The organism is Nocardia sp. NPDC050408, assembly GCF_044458905.1.
Lineage (GTDB): Bacteria > Actinomycetota > Actinomycetes > Mycobacteriales > Mycobacteriaceae > Nocardia.
In genome coordinates, this window is sequence record NZ_JBITIL010000030.1 from 17,568 (window position 1) to 32,951 (window position 15,384).

Genomic DNA, 15,384 nt, shown 5'->3' on the forward strand with positions numbered 1-15,384 from the left:
TCCAGCGCAAGAGATTGATGACGGACTTCGTCCGGCAGCGTCCGGTAGGCGCGTCCGAGCCGTCGAGACTCGCTCCGTGGTGGTTGAGTGAGTGTCACCGTTGCGGTCGAGCTCAGATCCGCATGGCCGCTGCGGTGAACTCGACTGCCGCGACACGCAGACGTCGGGTGCGCGGGACCACGGCGCGGCGCGCGAACACCGCGTAGTCGGAGTGTTCGATTTCGTCCAGGATGCCGGAGTAGAGCGTGCTCGCTGTGCGAATGGCGGGGCGCACACGGGGGTCGAGTAGGTCGATGCCCGGGTTCGCGAAGCGGTAGAAGTCGCGGTTGATCGCGATCAGGTGGGCCAGTGCGCGGCGGACCCGCTGGTCGGTGTGGCCGATCCGGTGGCAGTGGGCGAGCAGGTCGGCGTCGACGCCGAAGGCCGCGAGTTCGCGGGTGGGGAGGTAGATCCGGCCACGGTCCAAGTCCTCGGCGATATCGCGCAGGAAATTGGTGAGCTGGAACGCCTCGCCGAGTGCGGCGGCGGCGGGTTCGGCCTCGGCTACTGGGACGACCGTGCCCAGTACGGGCAACAGTTGCAGACCGATCGCGGCCGCGGAACCGCGCATGTAGCCGCGAAGTTCGGTCATGGTGGCGTACTCGGCGCGGAAGTGCGCGGTGCCCGGCACATCCATTCGCATGGAATCCAGGAAGGTCCAGAAGTACTGGGGCGCGATGTCGTAGCGCTGGATGGTGTCGGCCAGTGCGGCGAGTACCTGGGTGCGCCGGTCGACGGGAGGCTTTGCCTGCTCCAAGGCGACGCGCAGTTGCTTCTCGACCAGATCGAGTTCGCCCGCGGGTCCGTGTTCGGCGTCGTATGTGGGGTGATCGACGATGTCGTCGACCATGCGCGCGAAGGCGTAGAGCGCGTGCACCGCGGGTCTTCGTGGTGCCGACAGCAGTCGGGTGGCGAGGAAGTAGGTGCGTCCGTGTACGGCGGCGATCGCCCGGCATACGCGGTATGCCGCGGCCAGTTCCGAGCCGCGGGCGGTCAGCGCGACCTCGGTCATGACCGGATGACGGCGACCGGATTGCTCTCCGGTGGGGTAGCGCGCAGTCGCAGTGGGTCCACCCGTCGCAGCGACAGGGCCGCGACCACGGCGGCGAAGGTCGCGGCGGCGACGTGCCCGAAGCTGTAGAGCCCGATCGAACCGTCCGGCTGGAATACCAGCATCAACCAGGTACACAGCCCGACCAGCGCCATCAGCGTGGTGGTTGACAGCGCGAACCCGGCGGCCAGCGCCAGCGGCCAGGAGTAGTACCAGGGCAGCGCGGCGGGCGAAAGGATGACGATGGCGACGAAGGCGATGAGGATGCCGAAGACCGCCTCGCGCTCGCTGTGCCGGAACCGCCACCAGGTCCACGCCAGCACGGCGACCAGCGCCAGCGCGCACAGGGCGCGGGTCACCACGAGCACCGGATCCATCGGGAACGGCGTCACCCAGCGGACCATATGCGCCATGATCGTCGGCAGCGAGAGCCAGTTGATGATCTTCTTCGAGCCCGACAGCGCGGTCAGCCAGCCGATGCCGACCCCGGCGATGGCCGAGGCGGCCACGAAGACCACCGCGAACACGCTCAAACCGAGTCCGGCGATCTTGGCGAACATCAGCGCCGGATGCGGCACTTCCGCGCTCGGTCGCGCGGGTTCGGCCTCGCTCTCGAGGCTTTGGGTCGCACCCGGTGATTGCGCGGCGCGTTGCAGCGCCCGACGTTCACGCTCGTGCAGCATCCAGATCCACACCAGGAACGGCAGTGCGACACCGGCGGTCGCCTTGATGGCGACGCCGATCGCGACGACCACGATGCCCGCCACATGATGGCGCTCGAGCACGAGTGCGATACCCGCGCACATGAGCCCGACCATGAGCATTTCGTTGTGCACGCCGCCGATGAGGTGGATCAGGACCAGCGGGTTGAGCACGGCCAGCCAGAGCGCGACATTCGGCTTACCGCCCAGGTGCTTGGTCAGATACGGCACCGCCCACATCATCAGCGCCAGTCCAGGCAGCATGACCAGCCGCAGCGCGATGGTGCCCGCGACCACGTTATCGCCGGTGATCGCGGTGATCGCGTTGCCGAGCAGCAGGAAGATCGGACCGTATGGTGCGGTGGTGGTGGTCCAGACCGGGCTCACATTGTCCAGCAGCACACCGGGATTGGCGACCGGCGGGGAGACGTAGGGATCGAAGCCGTCGCGTAGCAGTGCGCCCTGGGCCAGATACGAATACGCATCGCGGCTGAACATCGGCACCGCGAACAACAACGGGAAGATCCAGATGCCGACGATCGCGCGCAGTTCGTTCAGCGTGACTCCGGCGTCGGGCCGGTCGCCGAATCCGATCGTGGTGCGGCCCAAGCGCACCCACGCGGTGATCATCAACAGCACACCGACCCAGATGACCATGGTGGACAGCACATAGCCGTGCCCGAACCGCAGCCACGACAGATGTATCGCCTCGAGCAGCGGATCGCGTTTGCGGACGCTGCCCGCGCCGAATCCGCCGAAGGTGATCATCAGCGCGCCGAAGAAACCGAGCAGCGCCGAATGTCCCTCGGGGCTGCGGACGAAGTCGGCGGTAGTCCGCAGCCAGGTACGGAATCCGTGTTCGGCGACGGCCGGGGCTGTCCGGCGCGCAGGAACCCTCGATGGGCGCGCCTCTGCTTCGGTCGCGGTGATCGAGTTGTCGGTGGGCGCGGCGGCCGTCGTCTCAGGGGGATGCATGTGGTGTCGGTCCCCCCGGAGTGGTCGGCGGTCGCAACCGCAGGCGAATAGGTCGGCCGTTAGTTTATCGGCTCGCCGGGAACACTATCCCGCTGGTGCGCGGGGATTCATCCCGAGTGGCTTGTGCGGTGCCGATAATTCGGATTGCCGCCAGTTTTCCGGACAGCAAGGTGGTCGGCACGCCGACGCCCGGAGTGGTGCCGCAACCGGCGATAACCACGTTGTCGCTGCCGCCGGAAAAATTGCGCGGACGAAATGGGCCGGTTTGCCGGAACAGATGGGCCGCGGAGAAGGGTGTGCCCGCGAGCATGCCTTGTTCGTGCCAGGTGCCGGGTGTGTCGAGATGGTCCACGGTGAAGTTTTCGGCGATGCCGTGATATCCGCGCTCCGCCAACACATTCAGGAGTTCACGCAGGTAGGAGGGCCCGAGCCGGTCCCAGTCCAGCGGCGCGGCGTCGAGGTTGGGGCAGGGGGCCAGCAGCGAGAACGGTTCGTGTCTGCCGTCGGCGCGGTCGATGTAGAGCGACGGATCGGTGAGGGCGGGTCTGGTGAGCAACAATGACGGGTCGCTCATCAGGCGGCCGCGGCCGGGGCGGGCGGCGATCTCGTCGAAGGTCCGGTTCCATGCGTCCCCGAAATCGATGGCGTGGTGGGCCTGGATCGGCCAGGTCTGGGCGATCGCGGCGGGGATGGTGCCGTGTGCGACGACAGCGGATGGTGCGGCGCGCAGTCGACGGCGGCGGCGCACGCCGAAGCGCTCGAGTGAGCCGAGGTCGGCGGTGAGGACAACGGCGTCGCAGTCGACGGTGCGCCCGTCTGCGGTGCGGACCTGCCTGGCCCGCCTGCCCGCGTATTCGATCCCGGTGACCTCGGCGTTCAGCTCGAGTGTGCCGCCCGCCGCGGTGAAGGCGTCGGCGAGTGCGGCGGTGATGGCGCGCATGCCGCCCTCGGGGAAGTAGACGCCGAGCGAGGTGTCCATATGTGGAATCGCGCCGTATACGGCTAGCGCCTTCGCCGGGGCCATGCCCGCGTACAACGCTTGGAAGGTGAACAGTCGGGCCAAACGGGGATCGCGCAGGAAGCGCGAGACGCGCGGGCCCAGCCTGCCGAAGCCGCCGAGTCGCACGAGTGTGGCCAGTGCGCGGCGCTTGGCCGGGTAGCGGACCATATCCAGCGGCGAATCGAAGTTCGTATCCATGAACTCGGTGAATTCGGCCTGGTAGATCTGTGCGAGCCAGTTGCGCAACCGTCGGTAGCGCATGGCCTCGGCCTCGCCGCAGACGCGGGCCACCTCGATGGCCATGGCCTCGGGATCGGCGTAGACGCGGATGGTGGAGTCGTCGGCGAAGCGGGCGTGATAGCTGGGGGCGAGTCGGTGGATGCGCAGTGGCGGCGTGCAGGTTTCGGGCGTCGCACCGACGGCGGCGAGGGCGTCGGTGACCAGCTCGGGCAGGGTGAGTACCGTTGCACCGGAGTCGATTTCGTAGTCCGGGCCGCGATATAGGCCGACTCGGCCGCCGGGATGATCGGCTCGCTCCAGCAGGGTGACTGTGCGCCCGGCTCCGGTCAGATATAGGGCGGCGGCGAGGCCGGATAGGCCCGCGCCCACCACCACGACGCGATCGGTCGACCCCGCAACAGTTTTCATGTGCATCTCCTCGCGCCGCTAGTGCGTGCGACTCGTCGCTGCCAGTGCCATGGCGCGCAATCGCTCCTTGGCATCGGGTGTGGCGGTACTCGATGCCAGTGCGGCCAGGCCCTGTTCGGTGAGTTCGGTGATACGCCGCTCCACCTCGTCGACCGCGCCGAGTTCGGTGATCACCGTGCGCAACCGCTCGACCTGGTCCGTGGTCAGGTTGGTGCCGATGCTGGTGCGCAGCAGATCGGCCGCGGCCGGATCGGTGGCATCGGCGCGCTGCAGCGCCTCGGCGACGAGAACGGTGCGCTTGCCCTCGCGTAGATCGTCGCCGGAGGGCTTACCGGTGACCGCGGGATCGCCGAAGACGCCGAGCAGATCGTCGCGCAGCTGGAAGGCGATGCCGATATCGGTGCCGAAGGTCCGGTAGGCCTCGATCAGCTGCGGATCGGCGTCGGCCAGTGCCGCGCCCAGGTGCAGTGGGCGCTCCACGGTGTAGGCCGCGGTCTTGTAGCGGTTGATGCGCAGCGCCGCCGCGACGGATTCGTCACCCGCGGACTCGCCGTGGATATCGAGCAGCTGTCCGCCGAGCACCTCGGTGCGCATCAGCGCCCATACCGGTGAGAAGCGGCCGAGGGCGGCGGCGTCGAGTCCGGCGGTGTGCACCATGTCATCGGCCCAGGCCAGCGCCAAATCGCCGACCAGGATGGCGACCGAGGTGCCGAAGTGTTCGGCGTCACCGGCCCAGCCGTGGTCGCGGTGGCGCTGTTCGAAGTCGACATGCACGGTGGGGAAGCGGCGACGGGTGCGCGAGGAGTCGATGATGTCGTCGTGGACCAGCGCGCAGGCCTGCACCAATTCCAGTGCGGCACAGGCGTTCAGGACCGCGGCGGCGTGCGGGTCGGTGGGATCGCCGCCCGCGCCGAGCCAGCCGGTCCAGGCGAAGGCCGGGCGGGTGCGCTTACCGCCGCGCAGCACGAACAGTTCGAGCGCGTCCGCGGCCTGGATGAAAACCGGACCGAGCGGTTCGACGATGGGGCGTCGGGTCAGGAAAAAGGCTTTGAGCGCGTCCTCGACCGCCGCGACGAATCCGGGGGTGCCCGGCGCCGGCGTGTGGTTCGTGGGCGGGGTGCCCTGAGGCGTCTGGATACCGGTTCCGGCGGACAGGGGAGCCTCCAAGGTCGTGCGGGTGCTGGTGCGCGGTGGATCGTGGGCGCTATAGGTACTTCGCTGCCGGACGGGGACCGTCGCGCGTGTCGTTCCGGTGACTGCGAGCATGTCGCTTGCTCGCAGAATACGCGTACGGTTGTGACGACCTGACGGCCCGGTGAGGGGCCACCACTACACTGGACCGGTGACTTTCGACAACGTGCGGGGACGTTCGACCCCTGGCCGGCCGTCCCCGACGCCACCGATCGTCTCTGGAACACCCTCGGTTGTACAGAGCCTGCGGACCCACTCGGGGGGTTCTGTGCCCTTCTCGGTGGAGTTCAATCCGCCGCGTGACGCCGCGGGCGAGGCGCGGTTGTGGCGGGCCGCGCGCACTTTCGAGCGCATGCATCCGGCCTTCGTCTCGATGACCTACGGCGCGGGCGGTACCACTCGCGACCGCACCGTGCGGATCACCGGCGCGCTGGCCGAGGAGACGACGCTACTGCCGGTCGCGCATCTGACTGCCGTCGAGCACAGCGTCGCAGAACTGCGCTCACTGGTCGGCGCGTACGCCGATTCGGGCATCCGCAATATTCTCGTGCTGCGCGGCGACCCGCCCGGCGATCCGCTCGGCGAATGGCGCAAACATCCCGAGGGTGTGGCCTATGCCGAGGAACTAGTGCGTATCGTGCGCGACCTCGGCGACTTCCATGTCGGCGTCGCCTCGTTCCCGCAGGGCCACCACCGCTCCCCGGATCTGGAGCACGACACCGCGTATCTGGCCGCGAAACTGCGTGCGGGCGCGGAGTATTCGATTACCCAGATGTTCTTCGACGTCGAGCACTATCTGCGCCTGCGCGATCGCATCGCGACCTACGATCCGATCGAGGGCGCGAAGCCGATCATCCCGGAGCTGATGCCCATCACCTCGCTGCGCACGGTGGCACGCGCCGAGGAACTGTGCGGACGTCCCCTGCCCCCTGCGGTCATGGAGCGCCTGCGCAAGGCCGCCGGTGACGGGTCGGAGGAGCACAATGCCGCCGTCCGCGAGGCCGGCATCGAAATCGCCACCGAAATGGGCCAGCGCCTCATCGCTGAGGGCGCACCCTGCCTGCACTTCATCACGCTGAATTTCGCCAAGGCCACCGGTGAGGTCCTCACCAACCTCGGCTACGGCGTAACCGCCGCACCCAGCTCCCCCGCCTCCCCGAGTCTTCTGCCGGTCGTGGGTGCCACACCGGTGGCGTCGCGGGCCGACAGTTAGTCGGGGGTCGGGTGCTGGGCGTACCCCGACGAGTTACCGATGTTCTTGCGAACTCGGTTGTTGCGCGGAATCCCCAGCTGCCCCGACATTGGTCGACGGGGCAGCATGCTGGCTACGCGGCGCGCGCTGTCCGCAGCCCCCAGGCATCGGCGAGAAGTCGATGCGATTCGAGGCGGTCCTCATGGCGGTGAGTGATGCTGGTGACGAGGAGTTCGTTCGCGCCGGTGACCCGCTGCAGGGCCTGCAGGCGTTCGACGACGGTGCGTGGGCTGCCGACGAACTGGGTGGCGAGGCGGTCGTCGACCAATCGGCGCTGCTCCGGTGTCAGCGGGGTGGCGGTATCCGGATCGAGATAGTCCGCGGCGCCCGCACCGCTGCGGATGCTGTGCACCCAGTGACCGTAGGTGGCGGCCAGATGTTGGGCGCGCGCGTCATCGGAGGCGACGACCACGTCCGCGGAGATCACCACATACGGCTCGGCGAGGCCGGCCGAGGGCCGGAAGGCCGCTCGGTAGGCCGCGACCGCGTCCAGGGCGGTGCCGGGGGAGACGTGATAGGCGGCGGCAAAGGGCAGACCGAGTTTGCCTGCCAATTCGGCGCTTTCACTGGCCGAGCTGCCGAACAACCACAGCTCGACCTGTGCGCCCTCACCCGGAACCGCGTGCAGCGCAATGCCTTCGGCGCTCTTGTAGGTGCCGTCGAGCAGGGTGCGTACCTCGTCGACCTGGTCGGGGAAGTCCGGTGCCTGCGCGCCATGCTGTTGCAGTGCGCCGAGCGAGGCGATGAACTTCGACCGGTCGGTGATCCGTCCGGGATCGAACGGTGGCGGAACAACTACGCCGTCGCGGACCTCGGTGCGCCCGGTCACGGTATCGACGACCGGGTGACCGCCCTTGGGATGCGCAGGCTGTGCGCCGAACTGAGTGCGGCGATGGCCCGATCGGCCCAGGCCGAGGTCGAGTCGTCCCGGGTAGAGCGCGTCGATGGTGCCGAACGCCTCCACGATCGATGCCGAGGTGTGGTGGCCGACCTGAACCGCCGCCGAGCCGACGCGAATCCGGGTGGTGGCCGCGGCGACCAGGCCGATCAGCGTGATGGAGGAGGAGCTCGCCACCGAGACGAAATGATGTTCGGCCAGCCAGTAGCGGCGGTAACCCCACTGCTCGGCGTGCTGGGCCAGATCGATGGTGTTGCGCAGGGCCTGCTGTGCGGTGGATCCGGCGCTGATCGGGGCCAGATCGAGGATGGAAAGCGGGATCGTCACGCGGACCGTCCCAGGCGCGGATCCTGTTCGCCCGCTTCGATGGCAACCCGCAGCCGGTTTTCCGCGGGTGCGAGCGGGCAGGTGGCGAAATCGGTGAAGGCGCAGGGCAGATTGGCCGCCCGGTTGAAATCGAGACCGACGGTGCCACGGGCGTCGGGTGCCTCGACGGCCAGCGAGCGGGCCGCAGGGTAGGTGGTGACGCCGCTGGTGGCATCGGTGAACAGCACCCGCAGGTTGGTCGGCTCGCCGAAGGCGATGACGCGCTCGGTGACCTCGCCGATGGTGAATTCGATGGTGCCCGAGGCGGTGTGGTGATGTTCGAGCCCGTCGACGACGGCTCCGGTGGTGATCGTGCGCGGCTCGTCGAACGGCTCGAAGCGGCCTTCGACCACCCAGCGCGGGTCCGGGGCATAGGTCGGGATGCCCTCGAAACTCAGCAATGTCGGTGCGGCCGGGTCGTGCACGCGCACGGCGTAGAGGCCGCTGCGCCGAATCACCTCGAGCACTCGATTCTCGTGCAGCACCTCGAGTCCCGGCGCGCCTTCGGCCGGTATGACGATCTGTACGCCCGCGATGTCGCTGCCCTCGAACCGCAGGCGGTCGGCGGGCCGGGCGGTGATGAACACCTTGTCGTCGGTGACCCACCAGGTGCCGGGAATGTCGGGCATGCGCTCGGGTTGGTCGGTGAGCCAATGCAATCCGGTCAGGCTCAGGAAGCCGAGCGGATCACGCAACTGGTCTTGCCTGGCGTGATGCCAATGCGCCCACTCGGTTTCGAAAAGACTGGTGATGCTGGTCGTCATGACGCTCTGACTCCTTCGAGTGTGCGGTTGTGGTGGGGATGGCGTAGTCGGGTGCCGGTCATCAGGCCGCCCCCGGTGTGGCGACGTGCGGTGTGGGAATGGCCGACAGCAGTTCGCGGGTGTACTCGTGCTGCGGGTTGTCGAAAATGTCGGCGGTGGAGCCGGATTCGACAATGCGACCGTCGCGCATGACCGCGACGCGGTCGCTGATGCGGCGCACCACGGCGAGGTCGTGGGAGATGAACAGGTAGCTCAGTCCGAGTTCGGTTTGCAGGCGGTCCAGCAGTTCCAGGATCTGGGCCTGGACGGAGGCGTCGAGAGCCGAGACCGGTTCGTCCAGTACGAGCAGGTCCGGGTGCAGGGCCAGCGCGCGGGCGATGGCGACGCGTTGGCGTTGTCCGCCGGACAGTTCCGCCGGGCGGCGCTGTGCGAAGTTCTCCGGCAGCGCGACCTGGCCGAGCAGTTCACGCACCCGCTCCTGTCTGGCCTTGCGATCGCCGACGGCATAGGCCCGCAGCGGTTCCTCGATGATCGAGCCGACTCGCCAGCGCGGATCCAGTGAGCCGTAGGGATTTTGGTAGACCACCTGGAAGCGCTGGCGCAGGTCGCGCAACCGTCCACCTTTCACCGCGGTCATGTCCTGCCCGTCGAACGTAATCGCGCCGCTGTCCGGTTCGGTGAGCCGCAAGGCGATTCGCGCCGTAGTCGACTTGCCGGAGCCGGATTCGCCTACCAGCGAGAGGGTTTCGCCGCGACCGAGTTCGAATCCGACGCCCGCCACCGCGGTGACCGAACCACCGGCCGGTGCGCGGAAGCGCTTGTGCACATCCCGCACGGTGAGCAACGGCGGACCGGCGCTCGTGCGCGGTGTGCGGAACCCGTCGAACGGGGCCAGACTCGGTGAGGCGGCGAGCAGGCGCTTCGTGTACGGATGACGTGGTTCGGTGAGCACCGTCGCGGTTGGACCGGTTTCGACGATCTCCCCGCCGCTCAGCACAATGATCCGATCGGCCCGCTCGGCGGCGATCGCGAGATCGTGGGTGATCAGCAGTACCGCTGTGCCGCGCGCCGCCGTCTGCGCGGCGAGTTTGTCGAGTACCCGTCGCGCTACCGTGGCGTCGAGCGCACTGGTCGGCTCGTCGGCGATCACCAGATCCGGTCCGGCGATGATCGCCGCCGCGATCAGCACCCGCTGCCGCTGGCCACCGGACAGTTCGTGCGGATATTGCGCCGCCCGCAACTCCGGCACGTCCAGTCCGGCATCCGAGAGCAATTCGATCGCTCGCGTGGCCGCATCGCGACGATCGGCGAGTCCGTGCACGAGCAGCGCTTCGGCGACCTGATCACCCACGCGCCGCACCGGATTCAGCGAAAGTCCTGGATCCTGCGGTACGAATCCGATCCGCGCACCGCGAATCCGTCGCAGCGCCCGCTCGGATCCGGTATCCACCGTCTCCCCGTCGAAGGTGATGGTCCCGCCGGTGATCTCGGCATTGGGGCCGAGCAATCCGATCACCGATTGCGCGAGAGTCGACTTACCGGAACCGGATTCACCGACCAGCGCGACAACCTCGCCGCGTACGACGGTGAGGGATACGCCGCTGAGTGCGGCGACGTCGCCGCTGTCGGAGGCGTAGCGCACGTGCAGGCCGTCGATGCGCAACAGTGCCGCTGCGGACCCATTCGGTCCATTCGTGACGTCGCGGACTTGCGGCGTGCCGTCCGTCGGATCGGCGGACGTGCTGCGCTTACTCATGCGCTGTGACTCCTTCCTACGGCGCGGCCGAGACGTTGTGCGGAGAGGACGACGACGATGATCACCAGGCCGGGCAGGGTGGTCATCCACCATGCCGTGGCGAGGAAATTGCGTCCCTCTGAAATCAGTGAGCCCCATTCGGGGGTGGGGGGTTTCGCGCCGTAGCCGAGGAAGCTCAGCGCCGAGACCGATAGCACCGCCATACCGAATTCGACCGCGGCCAAGGCGAGTACCGGCTGATACGAGTTCGGCAGGACGTGCCTGGCCAGCACCGTGTACCAGCGGACCCCGCCAGCGTGCGCCGCCTCCACATACGGTGCCTGTCGCACTCGAAGCACCTCCGAGCGCATGACCCGCGCGAAGTTGGCGATCAGCGAAACGCCAACCGCGATGGCCACATTGCGGGTGCCGAAGCCGAGCGCGGTGACCAGCGCAAGGGACAGCAGCAGCGACGGAATCGATAGCAGCACATCGACGAACCGCATGATGACGGTGTCGACCGAGCCGCCGATCGATCCCGACAGCAGCCCGAGTATCGATCCGGCGATCAGGGCGATGGCGACCGCGGACAGGGTTGCGGTGAGCGAGAGTCCTGCGCCGTGCACCATCCGGGTATACAGATCGCGCCCGAGATTGTCGGTGCCGAACCAGTGTCGGGCACTGGGCCCCTGGAACTTCTGCGCGGGCACTCCGGTCAGCGGGTCACCACTGGCGAAAACCGAAGGGAACAGCGCCCAGCCGAGCGCCAGCACCGCGACGGCACCGGACAGAATCACTACGACATTGCCGCGCAACGACTTCCACTGCAGTGCTGGCCGACGCAGTCCGGGCAGTGCGACCCGGCGCGACTCATCGGCGACATCAACCATGGTCGGTCACCCGCTGTCGCAGATCGGGCCTCGGCGCGAAGCCATAGCCGCTGATGAGCCTGGGCGGCAGTGAGAGTACGGCGTTATCACGCGCCGCTTCGAGGGATAGCTCAGGCATGGACGACCACCTCTTCCGGGATTTCATTCGAGTCGGTCTCGGAATCGGTTGCCGCACGGCGGGATCGACCGGCGATGCGCGGGTCGAGCAGTGGATACAGCAGGTCAACGGCCAGATTCACGGTGACGAAGACCGTCGAGGTGAGCAGCACAATGCCCTGCACCACCGGAATGTCCTGGGCCAGTACCGAGGTCTGGGTGAGCCGGCCCACGCCCTGACGGGCGAAAACGGTCTCCACCACTACGGAACCGGCGAGCATATTGCCGACCAGCACACCGGCAATGGTGAAGGTCGGCACGCTGGCCGGACGCAGCACATGCTTGCGCAGCACCCACCCGCGCGAGCCCCCTTTGGCCAGTGCCACATCGACGAACGGCTGACGCCAAGTCGACGCCAGCCCAGCGGCGAGCACTTGGGCCAGCACCGCCCCGATTGGTATCGCGAGAGTGAGCGCGGGCAGCACCGTGCCCTTGAAACCGTGTCCGCCGAAGGCCGGGGCGAGCCGCCAGTGGAACGAGAACAGTTGCAGCAGTAGTAGTCCGGTCCAGAAGGTCGGCACCGAAACCCCGAGGGAGGGCAGCGAGCTGAGCGCGTCACGCAACCACGGGCGGCGAGCATAGGTCGCGGCGAAAGCCACACTCACTCCGCCGAGCACCGCGAAAAGCAGTGCCAGCCCCGCCAATCCGAGCGTATTGGGCAGTGCGTCACCCAGCGCGGTGGCGACCGGCTGGCCGGTGGCAATGGAGTGGCCGAGGTCGCCGGTCAGTGCGTGCGTCAGCGCGGTCCAATACTGTTCCCAGAGTGGACGATCCAGTCCGTAGCGGGCCTGCAGTTCAGCGATCGCCGCCTTGTCGATCGGGGTGCCCGCACCTGCACCGTCGGCCGCGATGGAGACCGGGTCGGCGGGTAGCAGGTAGAGCACCACGAACGAGATGGTGAAGGCCGCCCACAGCACCCATATCGCCTGCAGGACCCGTACAACCACATACCGAGCCATGACTACCGCCCGCTCAACCAGGTGTCGAAGAACTGCAGCCGGGCGGACGCCTCGAACTCGAGCTCTTGTACGTTCTGCGCCGCACCGATCGCCTGTGACAGTTCGACGGTAGGAATCCACAGCCCCGCATCGAGTACGGCCTGTTGCGCGGTGCGGATCAATGCGGTGCGTGCGGCGGTATCCGAGGCGCTCAGCTGACCGTCGAGCAGATCATCCAGCGCCGGGATGCGTTCACGGGCATTGAGATTGCGGCCGTCGACACTGAAAGAGGTGCGCAGGATGTCACCGTCGGCACGGGTGGTGTTGTAGTAGGTGGTGTCGAAATCCTTGACGTTCTGCCGAGCCGTGCTCTCCGGACCCGACACCAGATCCAGCTTCAGCTCGACACCCACCTGGCGCAGCTGCTGCTGCACCAGTTCCAGGATGGCCTGATTGCCCGCGAACGCCTGACTGAACAGCACCGAGAAGGACAGGCGCTCACCATTCTTCGCGCGGATACCATCACCGCCCGGCGTCCAGCCCGCCTGGTCCAGAATGCTGCGCGCCTTGGCCGGGTCATAGCTCAGCCGGGCCGAAAGATCTTGATACCCGGGTGTAGTGCTGGCCAATGTACTGGTGGCGGGCTTGAACTGCGGTCCGAGTACGGTGTCCACCAGCTGTTTGCGGTCGATCGCGGGCAGCAGCGCCTGGCGCACCGCGACATCGCGCAGCGGTCCGCGCGTGACATTGGTCTGGAAGCCGAACGGCACACCGGGATTAGCGGTGCTCAGCACCCGTCCGTTCGCGGCCTCGATCTGCGGTGCGTCCTGCGGCAGCGCATCGCTGACGGCGTCGAGCTGACCGGAGATGAGACTGCCAGTGCGGACTCCGGATTCGGGCACCACCGTGAACTCGATCTTGTCCAGATAGGCCTCGCCCTGATGGGTGAAGACCGCCGAACCCCAGCGGTATCCGGCACGTTTGGCCAGGGTCGCCGAGGCGTCCTGGCGCCAGGACGCGTAGGTGAACGGTCCGCTGCCGACATTGTCGCCCAGGCAGCGCTGATCGGCGGGTTCGGCCGTGGTGACATCACCCTGAATGCCGAGCTGCGCGGTCGAGGACGCCTGCAGGAACTGGGCATTGGGCTTGCTGAATTCGACCCGCGCGGTCAGCTTGTCTACCGCGGTGGTGCCGACGTAATTGGTGAGGTAGCTGGAGCCGAGCGGTGCCTTGACCCCGCCCAGTTTGATCACCGAATCGAAGGTGTTGCGCACCGAATCCGCGGTGAGCGGGGTGCCGTCGCTGAAGGTGACACCGTCGGCGAGATGGAAGGTGATCACCTTGGCGTCTGGGGAGATCTCCCAGCTCTTGGCCAGCCACGGCTTGATCTCACCGGTCTTGGGATCCTGATCGGTCAGCGAATCCACGATCTGGCGGGTCACATACAGCGTCTGATTGGTACCGGACTGTGCCGGATCCGAGCAGGTCGGCGCCTGAGAGAGGCCGTAGCGCAGAGTGCCGCCCGGCTGTGGCGGGCCCGCGTCGGCGCCGCCGGTGGCCGAATCACTGCCGCAGGCGGCCAGACTCGCGGCCGCGGTGACGGCGGCGGCCACCGCCGCGATTCGGTGTCGGGAACGGATCACTGTGGTACTCCAGATGTTTCGGTGCGGACGAGTTCGCCGCGGGAATCGATGTCGTAGTCGGTGCGACGTGCGGTGGCGCGGCCGTTGGGCGCGGTGGCCAGTGGTCGGCTCGGAATGCGTCGGCGCAGTTCGGGTGCGACCTCGGCCTGGAAGAGTTCGAGGCCGGCGTGATGTTGCGACTCGCTGCGGCCGTCGCGTTCGGCGGACAGGTGGATCACCTCGTGCCCGAAGGCCTCGTGCTGGCGACCGACCTTGTCGATCACCTGCTGCGGGCTGCCCACCAGCGCCGAACTGCGCGCGACGAAATCGTCGAGTGTCTCGAATACGATCGGCAGACCGAGCTTGCGCGCCAATGCCAGTCGAGCCTCGAAAATCGGGCGGTATACATCGAGGGCTTCCTGTGACGTGCGCGCCACATGGAATCCCGCGGTGCCCGCGCCGACCAGGGCCTCGGCCGGATCGTGTCCGTAGTGCTCCCAGCGCTCCCGATAGTGGCGCACCAGTTCGGCATACGGTTCGATCGGATTGGTGACATTCGCCGAGAACAGCGGATCACCGTGGCGCGCGGCGAGTTCCACCGAATCGCGGCTGGTCGCGCTGCCGTGCCAGATGCGAATGCGCGGTTGCCAGGGCCGCGGCAGCGCCTTGGCCTCGACCAGTTCCGGCCGGAACCGGCCCGCCCAGGTCACGGTGTCGCTGTCCCACAGCGCCCGGAACAGCTCATAGCCTTCGCGATTGCGATCCCACTGGTCCTCGGCGGTGACGTGGTACAGCTTCGCCTGCGCCGCACCGTTGCCCTTGCCGATGATCAGTTCGAGGCGGCCGCCGGAGAGATTGTCCAGCGTCGAATAGTCCTCGAACGCGCGTACCGGATCCAACAGACTCAGCGTGGTGACGGCGGTGAACAGACTGATCCGCGAGGTGACCGCGGCGATATGGGACAGGATCACCGGCGGCGCGGCCGAGAGGAACGGATCCTCGTGCCGCTCACCGACGGCGAATCCGTCGTAGCCGAGCTCCTCGGCGATGCGGGCCTGGGCGATGACGTCGAGCAGTCGTTCCCTGGTCTCGGGCAGCCGACCGGTATTCGGATCCGGCACCCGGGTGACGAGGGTGAACAGCAGGAACTTCATGTGA

13 protein-coding genes are annotated in these 15,384 nt (G+C 67.6%); 1 reads left to right on the forward strand and 12 read right to left on the reverse strand.

The features are described 5' to 3' along the window. Positions 1–112: 112 nt before the first annotated feature. The 4 genes from ACIBJI_RS39680 to ACIBJI_RS39695 all read right to left on the reverse strand — a co-directional run bounded on the left by ACIBJI_RS39680 (position 113) and on the right by ACIBJI_RS39695 (position 5,581). Positions 113–1,051 (reverse strand): phytoene/squalene synthase family protein, encoded by a 939-nt coding sequence (locus ACIBJI_RS39680; protein WP_397088167.1) that lies wholly within the window; start codon positions 1,049–1,051, stop codon positions 113–115. Beyond that, entirely contained in the window at positions 1,048–2,766 is a 1,719-nt protein-coding gene (locus ACIBJI_RS39685; protein ID WP_364353307.1) for an alpha-(1->6)-mannopyranosyltransferase A, read from the reverse strand. Before ACIBJI_RS39685 ends, ACIBJI_RS39680 begins: the two co-directional genes overlap by 4 nt. 64 nt (positions 2,767–2,830) lie before the next feature. Further along, positions 2,831–4,414 carry a phytoene desaturase family protein gene (gene crtI, locus ACIBJI_RS39690; protein ID WP_364353304.1) on the reverse strand — a complete coding sequence of 528 codons (1,584 nt, stop codon included), beginning with the start codon at positions 4,412–4,414 and terminating at the stop codon, positions 2,831–2,833. 18 nt (positions 4,415–4,432) lie between these two features. Continuing rightward, positions 4,433–5,581, reverse strand: a complete 1,149-nt coding sequence (locus tag ACIBJI_RS39695) for a polyprenyl synthetase family protein (RefSeq protein ID WP_397088195.1) — start codon at positions 5,579–5,581, stop codon at positions 4,433–4,435. A gap of 175 nt (positions 5,582–5,756) precedes the next feature. Between ACIBJI_RS39695 and ACIBJI_RS39700 the strand changes: the two genes are divergently transcribed. Beyond that, entirely contained in the window at positions 5,757–6,818 is a 1,062-nt protein-coding gene (locus ACIBJI_RS39700; RefSeq protein ID WP_364353301.1) for a methylenetetrahydrofolate reductase, read from the forward strand. A 112-nt stretch (positions 6,819–6,930) separates the two neighbouring features. Here ACIBJI_RS39700 and ACIBJI_RS39705 read toward each other — a convergent pair whose 3' ends face one another. The 8 genes from ACIBJI_RS39705 to ACIBJI_RS39740 all read right to left on the reverse strand — a co-directional run bounded on the left by ACIBJI_RS39705 (position 6,931) and on the right by ACIBJI_RS39740 (position 15,380). Then, the gene (locus ACIBJI_RS39705; RefSeq protein ID WP_397088170.1) at positions 6,931–8,082 is read right to left on the reverse strand and encodes an LLM class flavin-dependent oxidoreductase; all 1,152 of its coding nucleotides are present in this window, start codon (positions 8,080–8,082) and stop codon (positions 6,931–6,933) included. Then, positions 8,079–8,885 (reverse strand): DUF1684 domain-containing protein, encoded by an 807-nt coding sequence (locus ACIBJI_RS39710; protein WP_364353295.1) that lies wholly within the window; start codon positions 8,883–8,885, stop codon positions 8,079–8,081. The genes ACIBJI_RS39705 and ACIBJI_RS39710 overlap by 4 nt, the downstream gene beginning before the upstream one ends. A 61-nt stretch (positions 8,886–8,946) precedes the next feature. After that, positions 8,947–10,641, reverse strand: coding sequence for an ABC transporter ATP-binding protein (locus tag ACIBJI_RS39715; RefSeq protein ID WP_364353292.1), 1,695 nt, complete (start codon positions 10,639–10,641; stop codon positions 8,947–8,949). After that, a complete protein-coding gene (locus tag ACIBJI_RS39720) occupies positions 10,638–11,510 on the reverse strand; it encodes an ABC transporter permease (protein WP_364353289.1) in 873 nt (290 codons plus the stop codon). The genes ACIBJI_RS39715 and ACIBJI_RS39720 overlap by 4 nt, the downstream gene beginning before the upstream one ends. Beyond that, positions 11,503–11,628, reverse strand: a complete 126-nt coding sequence (locus ACIBJI_RS39725) for a hypothetical protein (RefSeq protein ID WP_397088172.1) — start codon at positions 11,626–11,628, stop codon at positions 11,503–11,505. Before ACIBJI_RS39725 ends, ACIBJI_RS39720 begins: the two co-directional genes overlap by 8 nt. Continuing rightward, positions 11,621–12,625 carry an ABC transporter permease gene (locus ACIBJI_RS39730; protein ID WP_397088174.1) on the reverse strand — a complete coding sequence of 335 codons (1,005 nt, stop codon included), beginning with the start codon at positions 12,623–12,625 and terminating at the stop codon, positions 11,621–11,623. The genes ACIBJI_RS39725 and ACIBJI_RS39730 overlap by 8 nt, the downstream gene beginning before the upstream one ends. A 2-nt stretch (positions 12,626–12,627) precedes the next feature. Further along, positions 12,628–14,247, reverse strand: a complete 1,620-nt coding sequence (locus ACIBJI_RS39735; RefSeq protein ID WP_364353280.1) for an ABC transporter substrate-binding protein — start codon at positions 14,245–14,247, stop codon at positions 12,628–12,630. Next, positions 14,244–15,380, reverse strand: coding sequence for an LLM class flavin-dependent oxidoreductase (locus ACIBJI_RS39740; RefSeq protein ID WP_364353277.1), 1,137 nt, complete (start codon positions 15,378–15,380; stop codon positions 14,244–14,246). Before ACIBJI_RS39740 ends, ACIBJI_RS39735 begins: the two co-directional genes overlap by 4 nt. Between the last annotated feature and the right edge of the window lie 4 nt (positions 15,381–15,384).

Coding starts and splice junctions, on each gene's coding strand:
- ACIBJI_RS39685 (WP_364353307.1), bottom strand. CDS start 2,766: ATGCATCCCCCTGAGACGACGGCCGCCGCGCCCACCGACAACTCGATC.
- ACIBJI_RS39725 (WP_397088172.1), bottom strand. CDS start 11,628: ATGCCTGAGCTATCCCTCGAAGCGGCGCGTGATAACGCCGTACTCTCA.
- ACIBJI_RS39730 (WP_397088174.1), bottom strand. CDS start 12,625: ATGGCTCGGTATGTGGTTGTACGGGTCCTGCAGGCGATATGGGTGCTG.
- ACIBJI_RS39680 (WP_397088167.1), bottom strand. CDS start 1,051: ATGACCGAGGTCGCGCTGACCGCCCGCGGCTCGGAACTGGCCGCGGCA.
- crtI (WP_364353304.1), bottom strand. CDS start 4,414: ATGAAAACTGTTGCGGGGTCGACCGATCGCGTCGTGGTGGTGGGCGCG.
- ACIBJI_RS39710 (WP_364353295.1), bottom strand. CDS start 8,885: ATGACGACCAGCATCACCAGTCTTTTCGAAACCGAGTGGGCGCATTGG.
- ACIBJI_RS39715 (WP_364353292.1), bottom strand. CDS start 10,641: ATGAGTAAGCGCAGCACGTCCGCCGATCCGACGGACGGCACGCCGCAA.
- ACIBJI_RS39740 (WP_364353277.1), bottom strand. CDS start 15,380: ATGAAGTTCCTGCTGTTCACCCTCGTCACCCGGGTGCCGGATCCGAAT.
- ACIBJI_RS39720 (WP_364353289.1), bottom strand. CDS start 11,510: ATGGTTGATGTCGCCGATGAGTCGCGCCGGGTCGCACTGCCCGGACTG.